14 protein-coding genes and 1 other annotated feature are annotated in these 14,734 nt (G+C 51.6%); of the genes, 9 read left to right on the top strand and 5 right to left on the bottom strand.

Translation table 11 applies throughout. The annotated features are described in order from the left end of the window. Positions 1-294: 294 nt before the first annotated feature. The 7 genes from RC73_RS20740 to RC73_RS08380 all read left to right on the top strand — a co-directional run bounded on the left by RC73_RS20740 (position 295) and on the right by RC73_RS08380 (position 8,556). Positions 295-441, top strand: a complete 147-nt coding sequence (locus tag RC73_RS20740) for a hypothetical protein (protein WP_160289567.1) — start codon at positions 295-297, stop codon at positions 439-441. Between the two features lie 1,030 nt (positions 442-1,471). Further along, entirely contained in the window at positions 1,472-2,563 is a 1,092-nt protein-coding gene (locus RC73_RS08355; protein ID WP_025887857.1) for a 3-deoxy-7-phosphoheptulonate synthase, read from the top strand. 13 nt (positions 2,564-2,576) lie between these two features. Continuing rightward, complete coding sequence (gene tyrA, locus RC73_RS08360; protein WP_039034223.1) at positions 2,577-3,716, top strand: bifunctional chorismate mutase/prephenate dehydrogenase; 1,140 nt, start codon at positions 2,577-2,579, stop codon at positions 3,714-3,716. A 229-nt stretch (positions 3,717-3,945) separates the two neighbouring features. After that, positions 3,946-5,607, top strand: a complete 1,662-nt coding sequence (gene hcp, locus RC73_RS08365) for a hydroxylamine reductase (protein ID WP_039034224.1) — start codon at positions 3,946-3,948, stop codon at positions 5,605-5,607. Between the two features lie 68 nt (positions 5,608-5,675). Continuing rightward, a complete protein-coding gene (locus RC73_RS08370) occupies positions 5,676-6,773 on the top strand; it encodes a hybrid-cluster NAD(P)-dependent oxidoreductase (protein WP_082014279.1) in 1,098 nt (365 codons plus the stop codon). A gap of 99 nt (positions 6,774-6,872) precedes the next feature. Further along, entirely contained in the window at positions 6,873-7,208 is a 336-nt protein-coding gene (locus tag RC73_RS08375; RefSeq protein WP_039034226.1) for a hypothetical protein, read from the top strand. A 46-nt stretch (positions 7,209-7,254) separates the two neighbouring features. Next, on the top strand, positions 7,255-8,556 hold the full coding sequence (locus RC73_RS08380; RefSeq protein ID WP_039034227.1) for a cation:proton antiporter: 1,302 nt from the start codon (positions 7,255-7,257) through the stop codon (positions 8,554-8,556). On the opposite strand, the gene RC73_RS08385 is transcribed toward RC73_RS08380, so the two are convergent. Next, positions 8,544-10,499, bottom strand: a complete 1,956-nt coding sequence (locus tag RC73_RS08385; protein ID WP_039034228.1) for a chorismate mutase — start codon at positions 10,497-10,499, stop codon at positions 8,544-8,546. The genes RC73_RS08380 and RC73_RS08385 overlap by 13 nt on opposite strands. A gap of 38 nt (positions 10,500-10,537) precedes the next feature. Continuing rightward, positions 10,538-10,655: a sequence feature (Phe leader region), on the bottom strand. A gap of 110 nt (positions 10,656-10,765) precedes the next feature. Next, positions 10,766-11,119: a ribosome hibernation-promoting factor, HPF/YfiA family gene (gene hpf, locus RC73_RS08390; RefSeq protein ID WP_039034229.1), complete on the bottom strand. Its 354-nt coding sequence runs from the start codon at positions 11,117-11,119 to the stop codon at positions 10,766-10,768. A 312-nt stretch (positions 11,120-11,431) separates the two neighbouring features. On the opposite strand from hpf, the gene RC73_RS08395 reads away from it, so the two are divergent. Next, entirely contained in the window at positions 11,432-12,109 is a 678-nt protein-coding gene (locus RC73_RS08395) for a cytochrome b/b6 domain-containing protein (RefSeq protein ID WP_039034230.1), read from the top strand. 61 nt (positions 12,110-12,170) lie between these two features. On the opposite strand, the gene RC73_RS08400 is transcribed toward RC73_RS08395, so the two are convergent. Next, complete coding sequence (locus tag RC73_RS08400) at positions 12,171-12,623, bottom strand: c-type cytochrome (RefSeq protein ID WP_039034231.1); 453 nt, start codon at positions 12,621-12,623, stop codon at positions 12,171-12,173. 197 nt (positions 12,624-12,820) lie between these two features. Here RC73_RS08400 and trpR point away from each other — a divergent pair, with 197 nt between their 5' ends. Beyond that, positions 12,821-13,096: a trp operon repressor gene (trpR, locus tag RC73_RS08405; RefSeq protein ID WP_039034232.1), complete on the top strand. Its 276-nt coding sequence runs from the start codon at positions 12,821-12,823 to the stop codon at positions 13,094-13,096. A 1-nt stretch (position 13,097) separates the two neighbouring features. Here the strand turns inward: trpR and RC73_RS08410 are convergent, their stop codons facing one another. Together RC73_RS08410 and slyD are read right to left on the bottom strand one after the other, a co-directional pair. Further along, entirely contained in the window at positions 13,098-13,478 is a 381-nt protein-coding gene (locus tag RC73_RS08410) for a hypothetical protein (RefSeq protein ID WP_052248087.1), read from the bottom strand. A gap of 154 nt (positions 13,479-13,632) precedes the next feature. Next, entirely contained in the window at positions 13,633-14,244 is a 612-nt protein-coding gene (gene slyD / locus RC73_RS08415; protein ID WP_039034233.1) for a peptidylprolyl isomerase, read from the bottom strand. Between the last annotated feature and the right edge of the window lie 490 nt (positions 14,245-14,734).

A 14,734-nucleotide genomic window follows, 5' to 3' on the forward strand; every position in this document is an offset into this window, starting at 1 on the left:
AAATATTTTTAATAAACAAGAGATTAGACTTATATTAGTGACTGCTGAATATTTGTTGTTCCCAGCCTGTTCTAAAATCGACCATCTCAAATAGGGGTCTTTGGGTACACTTAAGTTGTGGTCAGGGCAGGATGCTTTGACAGAGCTTCCAAGGAAGAGGGAGCAGCAAGGAAAGCAACGCCAAGGAGTTTAAGGTGGCAGCCAAGGAAGGGCAAGTGTCAGGATGATACGTTTTGGAAAGGCCTATTCAAGGATGAGCTGCAAGGAAGCCTGATAAATGGATTTTAATCATGGATGACAATCAAGACAGGACGTCTTGAAACCATTGCAGGGAAGTTAAAGCCAAGGAAACGGCTCGCAGGGAAAGCAGACACCAGGATGGATCCACAGGAGATTTTTTCCGGTAATAAGGAAATTGCCGCGCCAGGAAAGGCCATTTGAGACAGGAAGGTCTGCTAAGGAAAGTGTTCAGGATGAAGTAGAGGACAGGCTCAGGGATGCCAGCCTTTGGGTTAAGGGAAAACCCAACTCATGGACGACACCGCTCGTGGATGGGCAAACATGGAAGATGAGTGCCAGGAGGCCACAAGGAGGCTCAAGGGAATTGAGCAGACACCAGGATGGTTGTAAGCAGGGATGAAAAGATGGCTTGGAAGCTGTCATCACTGAGACAAGGTGTCCACAGGAAGAAATTCATACGCATGGAAGGTGCAGGGAGCACAACTCAGCGGGATGGCTGACAGCAGTAAATAGGGCGCGTCTTAGGACGCGCCTTTTCTTTGTGCGTCAGGCTGTAGTGACCAACTCGTTTCAGTTCAGTTCAGTTGGTGTTGGTAGGATGCCATTGTAAGCCCTCTTTAAGCCCGGTCATGGACGCCATTGGCTGTACGGCGAGGGAGCGCATCTTGAGGTGGGAAAGGAGTAATATGGAAAATAGCTCACGGATCTGACGAACTGGAATCGAATAGATGTACCTGCAATGGCTGAAGTAAGTGGATTAAAGTTCAGCATTGAATTGTCACCAATAATCCAGACACTTACCTGCTGTTCTTTCCGCTGAGTGACATGCCATTTACACTGTCTTTTGTACTGTTTGAAACCTGGATAGAGCGATGACTTCTCTGCTTTGTGAGAATAGCATTTGTTTATCTGGCCTCTCTTTGGCGAGAAGGTACAACAAACACAGGATAAAGAAACCTCCAAGCAAGGTGGATTTTTACTTTTTGTCATCCTCATGGCTTGATGATTTGGCGATTTTGTTGGTTACCACAAGTGAGCCAGGCTTGGCATTTAAACCTAGACAGAACACAAACTGAAACCGTTTGCTGTTTCCTTTGCAATAAAGATGAAAATTTTTCCGATTTCGCCCTTGATCTCCCGCTTCAGTCTCGGCATAGTGTAATGCCGTAATGGTGTACCGCTACAGTGATGCGTTCAGGTATGCCGCACAAAATAATTTCAGGTGATCAGAATGCAGTCCAGTAACATAGAGAATGTGCACATCAGTGCCGAACAAGTCCTCATCACTCCCGAAGAACTCAAGCAGCAGTTGCCACTTTCTGATCACGGCTATCGCTATATTCTCAGCGCTCGCAAGACGGTTTCTGACATAGTTCACAAGCGTGACAACCGGGTGTTGGTCGTTACCGGCCCTTGCTCTATTCACGATATTGAGTCGGCCAAGGAATATGCCCTGAAACTGAAAAAGCTCCATGACGAGCTCAAGGATCAGTTTTTTATCCTGATGCGGGTCTATTTTGAAAAGCCCCGAACGACTGTGGGCTGGAAAGGGATGATCAATGATCCCGATATGGATGAGTCCTTCAATATTGAAAAAGGGTTGCGGATGGCGCGGGAGTTGATGCTGTTTCTGGCCGAACTCGAGTTGCCGGTTGCCACTGAAGCGCTGGATCCCATAAGTCCGCAATATATTTCCGAGCTGGTGACCTGGTCAGCCATAGGCGCCAGAACCACAGAGTCACAAACCCACAGGGAGATGGCCTCCGGGCTTTCCATGCCGGTAGGATTTAAAAACGGTACGGATGGCAATCTGGGGGTGGCCATTAACGCCCTCAAGTCGGCGGCCAGCAGTCACAGATTCATGGGGATCAATCAACAAGGGCAGGTGGCTTTGCTGCAAACCGCCGGTAACCCGGATGGGCATGTGATCCTGCGGGGTGGTGCTGGCCCCAACTATGACGCCGATTCGGTGGCTGAGTGTGAACGGCAGCTGCATGGTGCCGGGCTCAATGCCAGACTGATTATCGACTGTAGTCATGGCAACTCCAATAAAGATCATCGGCGGCAACTGCCTGTGTGCCGGGATGTATTTGACCAGATAGCGGCGGGCAATCGCTCCATCATAGGTTTGATGTTGGAAAGCCATCTGTTTGCCGGTAGTCAGGCCTGTGACAAGCCGCTTGCCGAGCTTGATTATGGGGTTTCGGTCACAGATGCCTGCATAGATTGGCAGGATACGGAGCAACTGCTCAGGCAAGGGGCAGCGCAACTGAGTTCTATTTTACCCACTCGCTTTGATATGCTCAGGGTGGCAAATGGCTGACGGAAGATTTGAGATGAGTGAGAAAACCACGGCAGAGCTGGAAAAGTTACGCGGACTGATTGACGGCGTCGACCAAGAGTTACTCAAGTTGCTGCGTCAGCGGCTGGATCTGGTGGCCCAGGTCGGCGCGGTCAAACACAATGCCGGCCTGCCCATCTATGCACCGCAGCGGGAGGCCGCCATGTTGGCCAAGCGCCGCGTAGAAGCCGAAAGTCTGGGGGTATCGCCGCAGTTGATAGAGGATGTGCTCAGGCGTCTGATGCGGGAATCCTATCTCAACGAGAAGGATGTGGGTTTCAAGCAGGTGAACCCGGATATCAACAAGGTGGTGATCATTGGCGGCCGTGGCCAGTTGGGTACCCTGTTTGCCCAGATGCTGACACTCTCCGGCTATCCAGTGCATCTGCTCGATAAAGATGATTGGGATAATGCCGATGCTATCCTCGACGGTGCCGGTCTGGTATTGGTCACTGTGCCGATTGCCATTACCTGTGAGCTTATTCGCTCCCGTTTGCGGCACTTGCCCAAGGATTGCATCCTTGCGGATCTGACCTCGATAAAGTCGGAGCCGCTGCAAGCCATGCTCGAGGCCCACAGCGGGCCTGTGGTGGGGCTTCATCCCATGTTTGGCCCGGATGTGGGCAGCCTTGCCAAGCAGGTTGTCGTGGTATGCCATGGTCGGCAGAGTGAGGCCTATGCCTGGCTGCTGGAGCAGATAGCTATTTGGGGAGCGCGGTTGGTGGAAGCGGATGCCGGCAAACATGATAAAGCGATGCAACTGGTGCAGGCGATGCGTCACTTCTCCAGCTTTGTCTATGGCCTCAACTTGTGCCGGGAGCAGGCCGATCTCGATAGCCTGCTGCAGTTCAGCTCGCCGATTTACCGGCTGGAGCTGGCCATGGTCGGTCGCTTGTTTGCCCAAAGCCCAGATCTTTATGCCGATATCATCTTCGCCCAGCAGGAGAGCCTGGGTGCTATCTCCGACTATCTGGACAACTATGCCGGCGCTTTGGCCATGCTCAAGGCCGGTGACAGAGACGGCTTTGTGCGCCAGTTCCGTGAGGTGGCCGAATGGTTCGGTGACTTTGCACCACAGTTTCGCAGCGAGAGCCGCAGTATGCTGCAGTCGGTCAATGATATGAAGAGTCACTGATCTCAAGGCGGTCAACTCCGCTGGCAGTGCAACGCGATTTATCCAAGGGAGCCTTTTAGGCTCCTTTTTCATTTGTATCAGCAAGATAGAAGTCAAAAAGCCATTTATTCAGCAATTGCTTAAGGTGATCTCCTTCAAGCTTTATGACTCACGTTCTTTCGTCTGAGCGATGAAAGAGTACACTGATTTAAAACATGCAAAAATAAAGCATGATTAAAGGAGATATGCCGTGTTTTGTATTCAGTGTGAGCAAACCATTCGAACCCCGGCCGGTAATGGCTGCAGCTATGCCCAGGGGATGTGCGGTAAATTGGCCGCAACCTCGGATCTGCAAGATCTGTTGATTTACATGTTGCAGGGGCTGTCTGCCTATGCTGTCAAACTCCGGGAGTTTGAGGTTATCGATCCGCAAGTCGATACCTTTGTGCCCAAGGCGTTTTTCGCCACTCTGACCAATGTCAACTTCGACGACGAGCGGATTAGCGAATATGCAAAGGAGGCCGCTCGCTTGCGAGACCAGCTAAAGCAGCGCTATCTGGAGCTTTGCGAACAAAGGGGCGTGACACCCGAGCCTATGTCCGCCGCGGCGACTCTGCTGCTGGGGGCATCCAAGGCCGAGCTGTTACAGCAGGCCAAAGTCGCTGCGCCCAACCGCGGTGATGACCTCAATGAAGATATTCTCGGTTTGCGACTTCTGTGCCTCTACGGCCTGAAAGGGGCGGCGGCCTATATGGAACACGCCCGGGTTCTGGATCAAACCAGCAGCGAAGTGGCCGGTCGTTTCCACGAGATCATGGCCTTTTTGGCGACCGACAGCACAGATGCTGACAAACTGTTTGCCACCGCAATGGAGATAGGTCAGCTCAACTATTCTGTGATGGCTATGCTCGATGCCGGTGAAACCGCGGCCTTTGGTCATCCAGAGCCGACTCAGGTCAACACCAAGCCGGTGAAGGGCAAGGCTATTCTGGTATCGGGCCACGATATGAAGGATCTCGAGCTCATCCTGCAACAGACTGAAGGCAAGGGCATCAATGTCTATACCCATGGTGAGATGTTGCCGGCGCTGGCTTATCCCGAATTGAAGAAATACCCGCATCTGGTGGGGAACTACGGCAGCGCCTGGCAAAATCAACAGAAGGAATTTGCCAACTTCCCCGGCGCCGTGGTGATGACTTCCAACTGCATTATCGATCCCAATGTCGGTCAGTATGCCGACCGCATCTTTACCCGTAGTATCGTTGGTTGGCCGGGCGTGACTCACCTGACCGGCGACGATTTCAGTGCTGTTATCGACAAGGCACTGGCGCTTGAAGGCTTTGCCTATGATGAGATCCCCCATATGATCACCATAGGTTTCGCCCGCAACGCTTTGATGAACGCGGCGCCTGCCGTGGTTGAAAACGTCAAGAACGGCAATATCCGTCACTTCTTCCTGATTGGCGGCTGTGATGGTGACAAGGCTGAGCGCAGTTACTTCACCGACCTTGCCAAGGCGGCCCCCAAAGACAGCCTGATCCTGACCCTGGGCTGTGGCAAGTACAAGTTCAACAAGCTCGAATTCGGTGATATCAACGGTATCCCCAGATTGCTGGATATCGGCCAGTGTAACGACGCCTACTCGGCGATCCAGCTGGCGTTGGCACTGTCCGAGGTATTTGAGTGTGATATCAACGAACTGCCGCTGAGTTTGGTGCTGTCCTGGTTTGAGCAGAAAGCGATAGTGGTCCTGTTGACCTTGCTGTCACTGGGAGTGAAGAACATACGTACCGGCCCAACCCCACCGGCCTTCCTGACCGCCAATTTGCTGAAGGTACTGGAAGATAAGTTCGGCCTGCGTAATGTTGGCACGGTTGAGGAAGACCTAGAGGCGATTCTCGGCGCCGCTTGATGCGTATCTCTTGAGGCCGGGATGCCTGCGGCATACCGGCCATTTCTTTCTCTGTAGAGGGAGTTTCGATGACACTCAATCCATTACAAGTTTCGCCGGCAATCAGTCAATATCAGGCTGGTCAATGGGTTCCCGGAGAGCTGCGGCTCATTTGTGTCGCCCGCTGGCAGGAAACCCCGGATGTGGTGAGTTTTCGTTTTAAAGCGGCCCAGCCGCTGTCTTTTCATTTCAAGCCCGGGCAGTTTGTGGCATTGCAATTGGAGATTGCCGGTGAGGAGTATCGCCGCTGTTATACCATCTCCTCTTCGCCATCTCGGCCAAACTCATTGGTGTTGACCATCAAGAGGGTCGAAGGCGGCAAAATTTCCAACTACCTTATTGATAATCTTAAGCCGGGTCACAGCCTGATGGCTTCAGGGCCCTACGGTCAGTTTAACCTTATCGATATACCGGCCGAGCGCTATCTGTTTTTAAGCGCCGGTTGTGGCATTACGCCGATGTTTTCCATGAGTCGTTTTCTGACCGACAGTTATCTTGACAGCGATATCGCCTTTATTCACAGTGCCAGAAGCGAGCAGGATCTCATCTTCCGAGACAGTTTGCGGGCCATGAACAGCCGTCACGATAATTTTAAGCTGGGCTATCTGCTGGAGCAGGGAAGTGAGACTGCCTCAGTCTCCGGGGACCTTGCCGAGTGTCCTATGTTACCGGGACGCCTGAGCTTGGCGGCACTGGAGCAACTGGTGCCGGATTATTGTCAGCGCACTGTGTATGTTTGTGGCCCTGAGGCTTATATGACGGCCACAGAGCAGATGCTGGCGCAAGCGGATTTCGATATGACGCGTTTTCACAAGGAAAGCTTTGCTGAAAATACCTCGGCGCCCGCGGGTGACGGTTCGGCCAATTACCGTTTGAGTGTTGCCGGCCTTGAGCTCAGCATCAATGGCGAGCAGACCCTGCTTGAAGCGCTGGAGTCTGAAGGCTTGCCCATTATTGCCGCCTGTCGCAGCGGTGTTTGTGGCTCCTGTAAGTGCCGGGTTGTCTCCGGTGAGGTGGAAAGCAGCAGCCAGCAGACACTCAGCCAGGATGAGATTGACTCAGGTATGGTGCTGGCGTGCTCCAGCCGGGTGAAGAGTGATATTCAACTGGAAACCGGCCCCTTCTAATTCTGTTTCCGGCATTGCAGAAGTGGCGATCTCACAGTATGGTTAAAGCAGGGCAAGAGCTTTGGGCCCTGCATTCCAGATGTTGGCCGGAGACAGACTATGACCAGCTTACCCTCAGAAGCATTTGCCAGTGAAGATCGCAGTATGGGCCATTTTTTATATGCGCTTATGTGTGCCTTTCCATTGTTTTTCCTGCCTGTGATCCTGAGCCTGTTGATTAACTTAAGCCAAAGGCAGGTTGCACCTCTGTCGCTGCTGGGCTCTCACTTGCGCTGGCAAAGGCGCAGTATTATGGGTTTGGCACTGCTACTGGTTATGGGCTACTGGGTCAACCCGCTGTGGCTCAGCCTTAGCTTGTGCGCCCTGGGGGTTATCTGGTTCAGCTACCGGATCTTCAAGGGCTGGCTCAGCCTTACAGATGGACAAGCCATGTAGCTCTTGTCTGCTACCAGGGAAGCGGTCAGCCTGATCGCAAGGAAATATGACGGACTATCAACTCTTCTGTGTGCTGGCGGCGCTGGCACTGATTATCTCGCTGTTATCCAGCCGTTTTCACTCACTGCAGGAAACCATAGCCATCACAGGCCTGGCCATGCTCCTTAGCCTGATTATCCTGGTGGTGGGTAAGTGGTTTGAGCTGGATATCCATATCAAAACCATTTCGGTATTGCAGCGGCTCGACTTTCAGGCGCTGCTGCTGAACGGTATGTTGGGTTTTCTGCTCTTCGCCGGTGCACTGCAGATAAGGCTCAAGGTGCTGGCCAGCCAGAAATGGGAAATTCTCTGTCTGGCTCTGTTTGGTACTGTGATTTCCACTCTGACAGTGGCGGCGCTTTGCTTCTATTTGATGCCGCTGCTGGGATTGACACTGCCCTGGAGTTACTGCCTGTTGTTTGGGGCCTTGATATCACCAACCGATCCGATAGCGGTTTTGGCCATCTTGAAAAAACTCGGCGCGCCTGAGGATATTGCCATTCAGGTTGAGGGGGAGTCGCTGTTCAATGATGGCATTGGCCTGGTGCTGTTTGTTGCTGTCTCGCAGCTGGCTTTTTCCGCCGAGGCCCTGAGCCTGGCCGATGTCGGCGCGCTGTTTTTCCATGAGGCCGTTGGCGGCATTGCCTATGGCCTGACGTTGGCTTTTGCGCTACATCAACTGATGAAACTCACGGATGAAGAAACCCAGAGACTCTTGATTACCCTGGTGGTGCCTACCGCAGGTTATGTGATGGCAGAAAAACTTTCGGTGTCCGGCCCTCTGGCCATGGTGGCCGCTGGAATCGTGCTGGGTAATTTCACAGTGCCCAAATGCTTTGGGGTCACGGGGAGAATATTGCTGCAAAGGTTCTGGGGCCTGCTTGAGCACTTCTTCAATTCGCTCTTGTTCCTGCTATTGGGACTCCTGCTGCTGTTGACCCATCTGGATATGCAACTCTGGTGGTTTGTGCTGCTGAGTATCCCTGTGGTGTTGTTGGCAAGATGTGTCAGCGTGTACTTACCTTATCTGGGGTTCAGGCGTATCCGGCAATACAGCCAAGGCGCTGAGGGGATCCTTATCTGGGGCGGGCTCAAGGGTGGCCTGGCGCTGGCTATGGCCATGAGTATTCCGGCGGGGATAGTGCTGACCCCCGAGCTGGAGCTCAGGGATCTCTTGCTGGTAATGACTTATGCCGTGGTGGTCTTTTCTATCATGGTGCAGGGCTCAACGGTTTCCCGTTTGATCCGCCGCAGCCGTGAGGCGGCAGAGGCCGGTAAAGCCGCTGCCGAAGCGACTCAGGTTGTCTGATACAGCTTGGTGATTAAGCCTGCATGTTGCTGTGGATGACGGACATCGGCAGCGATGATTAAACCATCTACGCCCAACGCCTTGATAGCCAAGGCCTGAGCCGTCAGTGTTTGCTCACTGCTGCTTGGGTTGAGGCACAGGCTTGGATTTACCAATAGCGGCAGGTGACTCAGGGTTTTTAGTTCCACCAGGGCGGCGAGATCCAACACAAGTTGTTCTGCTTGATTCAATCCACTGACCCCCGCATCACAGAGGATCAACTGCTGATTCCCGCCGGCGAGCAGGGTATCGGCGCTGGTCAGCCAATCCTGTTGACTGGCCATGGGATTACGCTCCAATATCACCGGCAGGTTCTGTCCGCCAAGCGCATTGAGCAGCTCTGTGTTGTACATCTGTTTGCCGCTGAGCAATAGCATGTCGGCCGTGGTCTGGGCCAGAGCCAGATCTTCTGCATGCTCCAGGGCAACAATGCTCTGCAGCCCGGCTTGGTTCAACAGGCTCTGCAATTTGGGCAGTTGCTGCTTGGCATCGGGCTGACGCGTCAGCGCACTGAGAACCACCCCTTGAAATCCGGCTTCCCTGAGGGCCTTGGCGCTTGGGGCAAAGCTGTCTGCATCTATGGGGAGGTTCAGTTGCGCCAAGGCGGCGAACTGGCCTTGTCCCAGTTTGAGCTGACCACAACTAATTTCTGTGCTTGCCGGTTTATAGTGGCGGGAATGTCTCTGGGGTGACGGTTTGGCGCTGTCCTGCCTGGAACTCTCTGGTTCAATCAACAGTTGGCTGTGACTCAGCTGAGTTGGCTCGACCGTCTCACAAGGGTAACAGCCAAGTACCTTGATAAAGCGGGTGAGCCGTTCAAGCTCGGCAAGTGCTTGCTGCATAGCTATGGATGCCAGATTGGCATCGACATCCAAATAAAACATCTCTTCCCAAGGCGTGCCCGGGATAGGGCGTGACTCCAGCTTACTCATATTGAGGTTGTGATCTTTGAGGATCAGCAAAGCTTCCACCAAGGCGCCTGGCTTTTGACCGGTTGCCATAATCAGTGTGGTTTTGGCCGTCAGTTGCTCCGGCACTTCTATCGCCTTGCGGGCCACTACGATAAAACGGCTCTGGTTGATTTTTTGATTGGCCAGTTCCTGCTCCAGAGGTTCCAATTGGTAGAGGGCGCCGCCTTCACTGGAGCCGATAGCGGCCACAGTGCTATCGCCCTGGAGAACCTTTTCCATCGCTTCGGCGCTGCTGGCACAATATTCCAGACGAAAGTCGGGATGGCGGCTCAGGTAGCGACTGCATTGGCTGATGGGTTGGGGGTGAGCGTAGACGGTTTTGATATCGGCAAGTTTGCTTCCCGCTTTGGCCAGCAGACAGTGGCCCACTTCTATAGTGGTTTCACCCACAATAGCCAGGCTGGTGTGCTGCAACACATCGTAGACTTCGTTGATGGAGCCGGATGAGGTGTTCTCTATCGGCAGAAACCCATAATCGGCATGGCCGGACTCAACGGCCTGTACTATATCATCGAAGTTCTGACAACCCAGATCCTGCATCTCTACCTGACGGCGTTGACAGTAGCGACTGGCGGCCAGATAGGAATATGAACCTCTGGCGCCCAAATAGGCGATGCAGTATTGCTGTTTTTGGGTTTCGGGATTGGCTCTGCCCTGGAGGTAGGCCTGCTGATTCAGCACTGAATCTTCAATTATGGCCTGATACAGACTGATGACATAATGGGCATCCAATCCCTGTTCCCGCCCTTGGCGAACCAACCTTGCCAAGAGTTCTTTTTCTCTCTGGGTATCACGGATAGGGCGAATGTCCACCTCTTTGCTGCGGGCGACTTCCAGGCTGAGTTGTCGACGTTTGGCCAACAGCGCCAACAGATCCCTGTCCAGGGTAGTGATGTCATCCCTTATTCGCTCCAGCGGCGGTACTTTATTCATTCAGACCTCTAAACCAGTAATACTCAGTGCATGATACAGACAAAAAAGCCTCCCTGGTGGGAGGCTTGGCAATTTTCATTTTCGTTTTTACACGTCAGGGCCGCCTCCGGGAATAAGGTGTAAAAAAGAAAATAAAAAACGAGCGATTAAGGTATGGCATGACGATTAAGCTAAAACTATCCCCTTGGGCTGTCAATCAAAAAATCCTAGGCTTCAATAATGAAAAGCGCACCCGGAGGTGCGCTGGTTAGTGGGAGATTGAAATATCAAGCTGCGTAGTCCTCCTTGTAATCGTATTCGAACTCAGGTTCGGTGGCTTCGGGTTCAAAGGCACCACGCTGAGCTGCGGGTTTGTGGGTCAGGCGATTGAGCTGTTTTTCCAGCTTTTGTCCCATTGCATTTATGGCTGCGTAGAGATTTTCATGTTTCGCCTGGGCAAAAAGTTGTCCGTTGGCCAGTTTAATTGATGCTTCTATTTTAAAGAGTGGCCCTTCTTTGAGGATGATGACATGGGGATTAATCAGCTGAGTATCGTAACGGTCCAGTTTGGTAAGGCGACTCTCAACGCGTTCACGGATGGCAGCTGTGACTTCAAATTGCTTGCTGGTGATCTTTAGCATATTGTCAAACCCTCTGTTGCTTCCTTGGCTTCAGATTAACAATCCCCAGACTTAAAAATGTGATCCAGATCAATATTTGTGGCGAGTCAGAGAGCGTTTGTCACTTATTTGATCACTTAGACAAGTTTGGATTATTTTGCCCTGAAAAGTCTTGAACCCTGGTTGATAAAGGGCCATATTTGATGAGATCACTGAGTATCAGTCCTTTCCGATTGCCTCCTCCCGTCGCTTTAAATATCATCATGTGTATTATCTACAACTCTTTACCCTTATGCCGTTCGGGCCAAAACGGGTGATAACAGGAAGTACTTTATGAATAACAACGAAGTTAAAGTGAAGGTCTGGGATATACCTGTACGGGTGTTTCATTGGGGCATGTTGCTGCTCTTGGGCGGGCTGTGGTGGAGTGCCGATCAGGGCGAGATGAGCTATCACCAGTTGTTCGCCTATAGTCTGATGATCTTGTTGGTGGTACGGCTTATTTGGGGCTTTATCGGCAGTGACACCGCCCGTTTCAGTCATTTTGTTCGCCATCCCCGTCAGGCATTGGATTATCTTGCCAAAATGCGGGCCAAGCAGGCTCCTCATTCTCTGGGGCATAATCCTCTAGGGGGTTATATGGTAATACTCTTGCTGACCATCATCAGTCTGCAACTGGTGTCGGGGTTATTTGCCACAGATGAGATATTTACCGAAGGACCCTTGGTTTCTTTTGTTAGCGGTGAAACTGCCAGTTGGTTTACCTGGCTACACAAGAAAAATTTTGATCTTTTATTGATCCTTGCCGGGATTCATGTGGCCGCCGTCTTGCTGCACCGCTTCAAAGGTGAAAAGCTGGTGGGGGCAATGTTCAGTGGCTATAAGCGCTTACCGGCTGCGGAAGCGCAGCAACCCAGGTTTGCCTCTTTGATACTGGCATTGGTGCTTTTATTGGTAGTCGCCGTGCCTGTGGTGCACTTTTTGATGATGCCCGTGATAGGTATGTTGTAAGCTTCCAAACAATAAAAAGCCTGCTTGATGCAGGCTTTTTTAATGTAATCAACGAAAGAGATTAGTCTTTCTTGTATACGTCGTGGCAGCCTTTGCAGCTCTTGCCAACGGCACCGAAGGCTTTTTTCAGCTCATTCTTGTCGCCGCCTTTGGCTGCAATAGCCAGGGCGTCGGCATTGGTTTGCAGTTCTTTGAACTTGGCTTCAAAGTCAGCCTTGTCGGCCCAAATCTTGGCCAGGGCTTCAGTATCACCTTTGTCTGAACCATCGATAAAGCCTTCCAGTGGCAGTTTCGCCAGGGCTGCCACATTGGCTGCACGCATAGCTGCAACATCGGCGTTAAAGTCTTTCTTGCCTTTGAGCATGGCACCGATATCACCGAAGTTATAGGCCATCAGGCTGAAACCAGACTGACGGTACTGGATGGCATCATCGCTGCTTTCAAAGTTGTGGGCCTGAACAGCTGTAGCGCTAAGCGCCGCGGTGGCGGCTAACATCAGTAAGTATTTTTTCATTATCATTCTCACAAGTTTGTGCGTTAATGTGACATTGCTTGGCTATTGTACACATTTTGTTTGACCTAGGGAGTAGACTTTTTCAGTTTACATGTAAAGTTTTGTCAGTAACTGGCTGCTAAAACACGACTTTTTTTCGCAAGAAAACGACGCTATACTGTGTTCACGTACCATTACGTGAACACGAAAGAGTTACTATGCGCCCTGATTGGATATCAGTACTGGAGAAAGTACTGACTCACAATAATCCCGAAGACCTGAATTGCCTGTTTGAATTACTGCTGACCGATGATGAAAGACATGCCATCGCCGGCCGTTTGAAGGTGTTTCAGGTATTGCTTGAAGGTGAGATGAGTCAGCGGCAGATTGCGGCCGAGTTCGAGGTGAGCATAGCAACCATAACCCGTTGCTCCAATTATTTGAAGCATATGCCCGAAGCGCTTCGAGAAAAAATCCGCGCCTTGATCCTTTGAGTCACATCAGGGGTTGTCGCGGCAATTTGTGGCGGCGGTATAGATGGCGCTGATTCAAAATATAGCCGCCCCAGGCACAGATGAGCAGTCCTAGTAGTTGATATACTTCCTGGTCGGCAAACCTTAACAGCAACATGCCCGACAACAGCCAGAGGAAAGGCAATCCTGCATACAGGGGGGCGGGCCAAACTCCTCCCCGTCGCAGGCGTTTGGGATCGCTGCGTCTGTGACTCGAACGCAGGTTGTAAATCCGGGCCGCAACCAATATAAGCAAAACTGATCCCAGGATCCCAAGTAAGGATTCGAGTAAATAGAGCGTCAGGCTACCGGTTAAAAAATACAGATAGGGCAGGCTCTCATAGACCAATCTGGATAAGATCACGGGGCATTTCTTCGCATCCGGGAGTATCTATTAATTTTAGTCCAAAGCAGGGCACCAGGCCTTGTTTTTCCAAGTGCCATAAACAAAGAGTCCGGCATTGGCCGGACTCTCGATTGTAATCAGTAATATGTTTAGGCGTCAGTATGACTGGCTATCAACCTCGGCAGCCGCAACCACCGTTACCGTCACAACCTTCTTTCTTGGCGTCTTCTTCGGCATCTGAATTACAGCAGCCGCCGTGTTCGTGATCGTGACCGCCACAGCAACCGCCGTGATCGTGGCCGTGACCACCACAACCGCCATGGGCGTGGATATGGCCGTGAGCAATCTCTTCGGCTGTCGCTTCACGCACGTCCATCACTTCGACATTAAAGGTCAGTGATTGGCCTGCCAGAGGGTGGTTGCCATCAACGATAACACTGTTGTCCAGTACTTCGGTCACTTGTACCGGGCGCTGGCCCATTTCAGTTTCGGCGATGAAGCGCATACCAGGTACTATGTCCTGGATATCGCCAAAGGCTTCCAGAGGAACTTCCTGACGCAGACCATCATGGTATGGGCCATAGGCTTCCTCGGCATCTATGGTCACTTCCAGCGTATCGCCTTTGCTCTTGCCTTCCAGTGCTTTTTCAAGTCCCGGGATCAGGTTTTCCATACCGTGGAGGTAGACCATAGGATCTGCCTCAAAAGAACTTTCTATCAACTGACCCTTGGCGTCAGTCAGGCGGTAGTGAATGGTAACCGCGCTGTGTTGGGTGATTTGCATATCGCCTCCCGTTCAGAATGTGGCCGCATGATAACGTGCTTTTTCCGCGCTGGCGATATCCGAGCGTTGCTTATGCCAACTGTTGCACAGAGTTTTGCCACCAAGATGACATTTTGGGGCAGCTTGGCATTAGAAAAGCCATTATTGTTCAGGCGTCTTTTCTAAAATTTCTATTTGGGGGTACTGACTTGAATCTTGGTGTGCTTGACTGCGCTTGCTTGGCTGATACTCAACTTTTAATCCAATACACTTTACGTCAAGGTTAAAGGTAATAAGGGAGTTTTGTTGATACTTATCCAGTTAAAAACAGACTTTAGTGAGACTTATTTAATGAGATTGGCATTTTATTAAAACTTTCATGAAAACGCCCCTTGACAAGCGCCACATAAAAAAGCAATCCTGTTTGCATTGCTGCCATTCCTGGGGGATTGACTCCTGAATGAACCGGCCTGAATAAAAGAGAACGAACGAGTATAGAAACCTAATGTAT

The sequence above is a fragment of the Shewanella sp. ECSMB14102 genome (assembly GCF_000813075.1).
GTDB lineage: Bacteria > Pseudomonadota > Gammaproteobacteria > Enterobacterales > Shewanellaceae > Shewanella > Shewanella indica.

Excerpts from the sequence above, each read along its gene's own strand:
- tyrA (WP_039034223.1), top strand. The coding sequence starts at position 2,577 with ATGAGTGAGAAAACCACGGCAGAGCTGGAAAAGTTACGCGGACTGATT.
- trpR (WP_039034232.1), top strand. The coding sequence starts at position 12,821 with ATGCGCCCTGATTGGATATCAGTACTGGAGAAAGTACTGACTCACAAT.
- RC73_RS20740 (WP_160289567.1), top strand. The coding sequence starts at position 295 with ATGACAATCAAGACAGGACGTCTTGAAACCATTGCAGGGAAGTTAAAG.
- RC73_RS08400 (WP_039034231.1), bottom strand. The coding sequence starts at position 12,623 with ATGAAAAAATACTTACTGATGTTAGCCGCCACCGCGGCGCTTAGCGCT.
- RC73_RS08375 (WP_039034226.1), top strand. The coding sequence starts at position 6,873 with ATGACCAGCTTACCCTCAGAAGCATTTGCCAGTGAAGATCGCAGTATG.
- RC73_RS08370 (WP_082014279.1), top strand. The coding sequence starts at position 5,676 with ATGACACTCAATCCATTACAAGTTTCGCCGGCAATCAGTCAATATCAG.
- slyD (WP_039034233.1), bottom strand. The coding sequence starts at position 14,244 with ATGCAAATCACCCAACACAGCGCGGTTACCATTCACTACCGCCTGACT.
- RC73_RS08395 (WP_039034230.1), top strand. The coding sequence starts at position 11,432 with ATGAATAACAACGAAGTTAAAGTGAAGGTCTGGGATATACCTGTACGG.
- hpf (WP_039034229.1), bottom strand. The coding sequence starts at position 11,119 with ATGCTAAAGATCACCAGCAAGCAATTTGAAGTCACAGCTGCCATCCGT.
- RC73_RS08380 (WP_039034227.1), top strand. The coding sequence starts at position 7,255 with ATGACGGACTATCAACTCTTCTGTGTGCTGGCGGCGCTGGCACTGATT.
- RC73_RS08385 (WP_039034228.1), bottom strand. The coding sequence starts at position 10,499 with ATGAATAAAGTACCGCCGCTGGAGCGAATAAGGGATGACATCACTACC.
- RC73_RS08355 (WP_025887857.1), top strand. The coding sequence starts at position 1,472 with ATGCAGTCCAGTAACATAGAGAATGTGCACATCAGTGCCGAACAAGTC.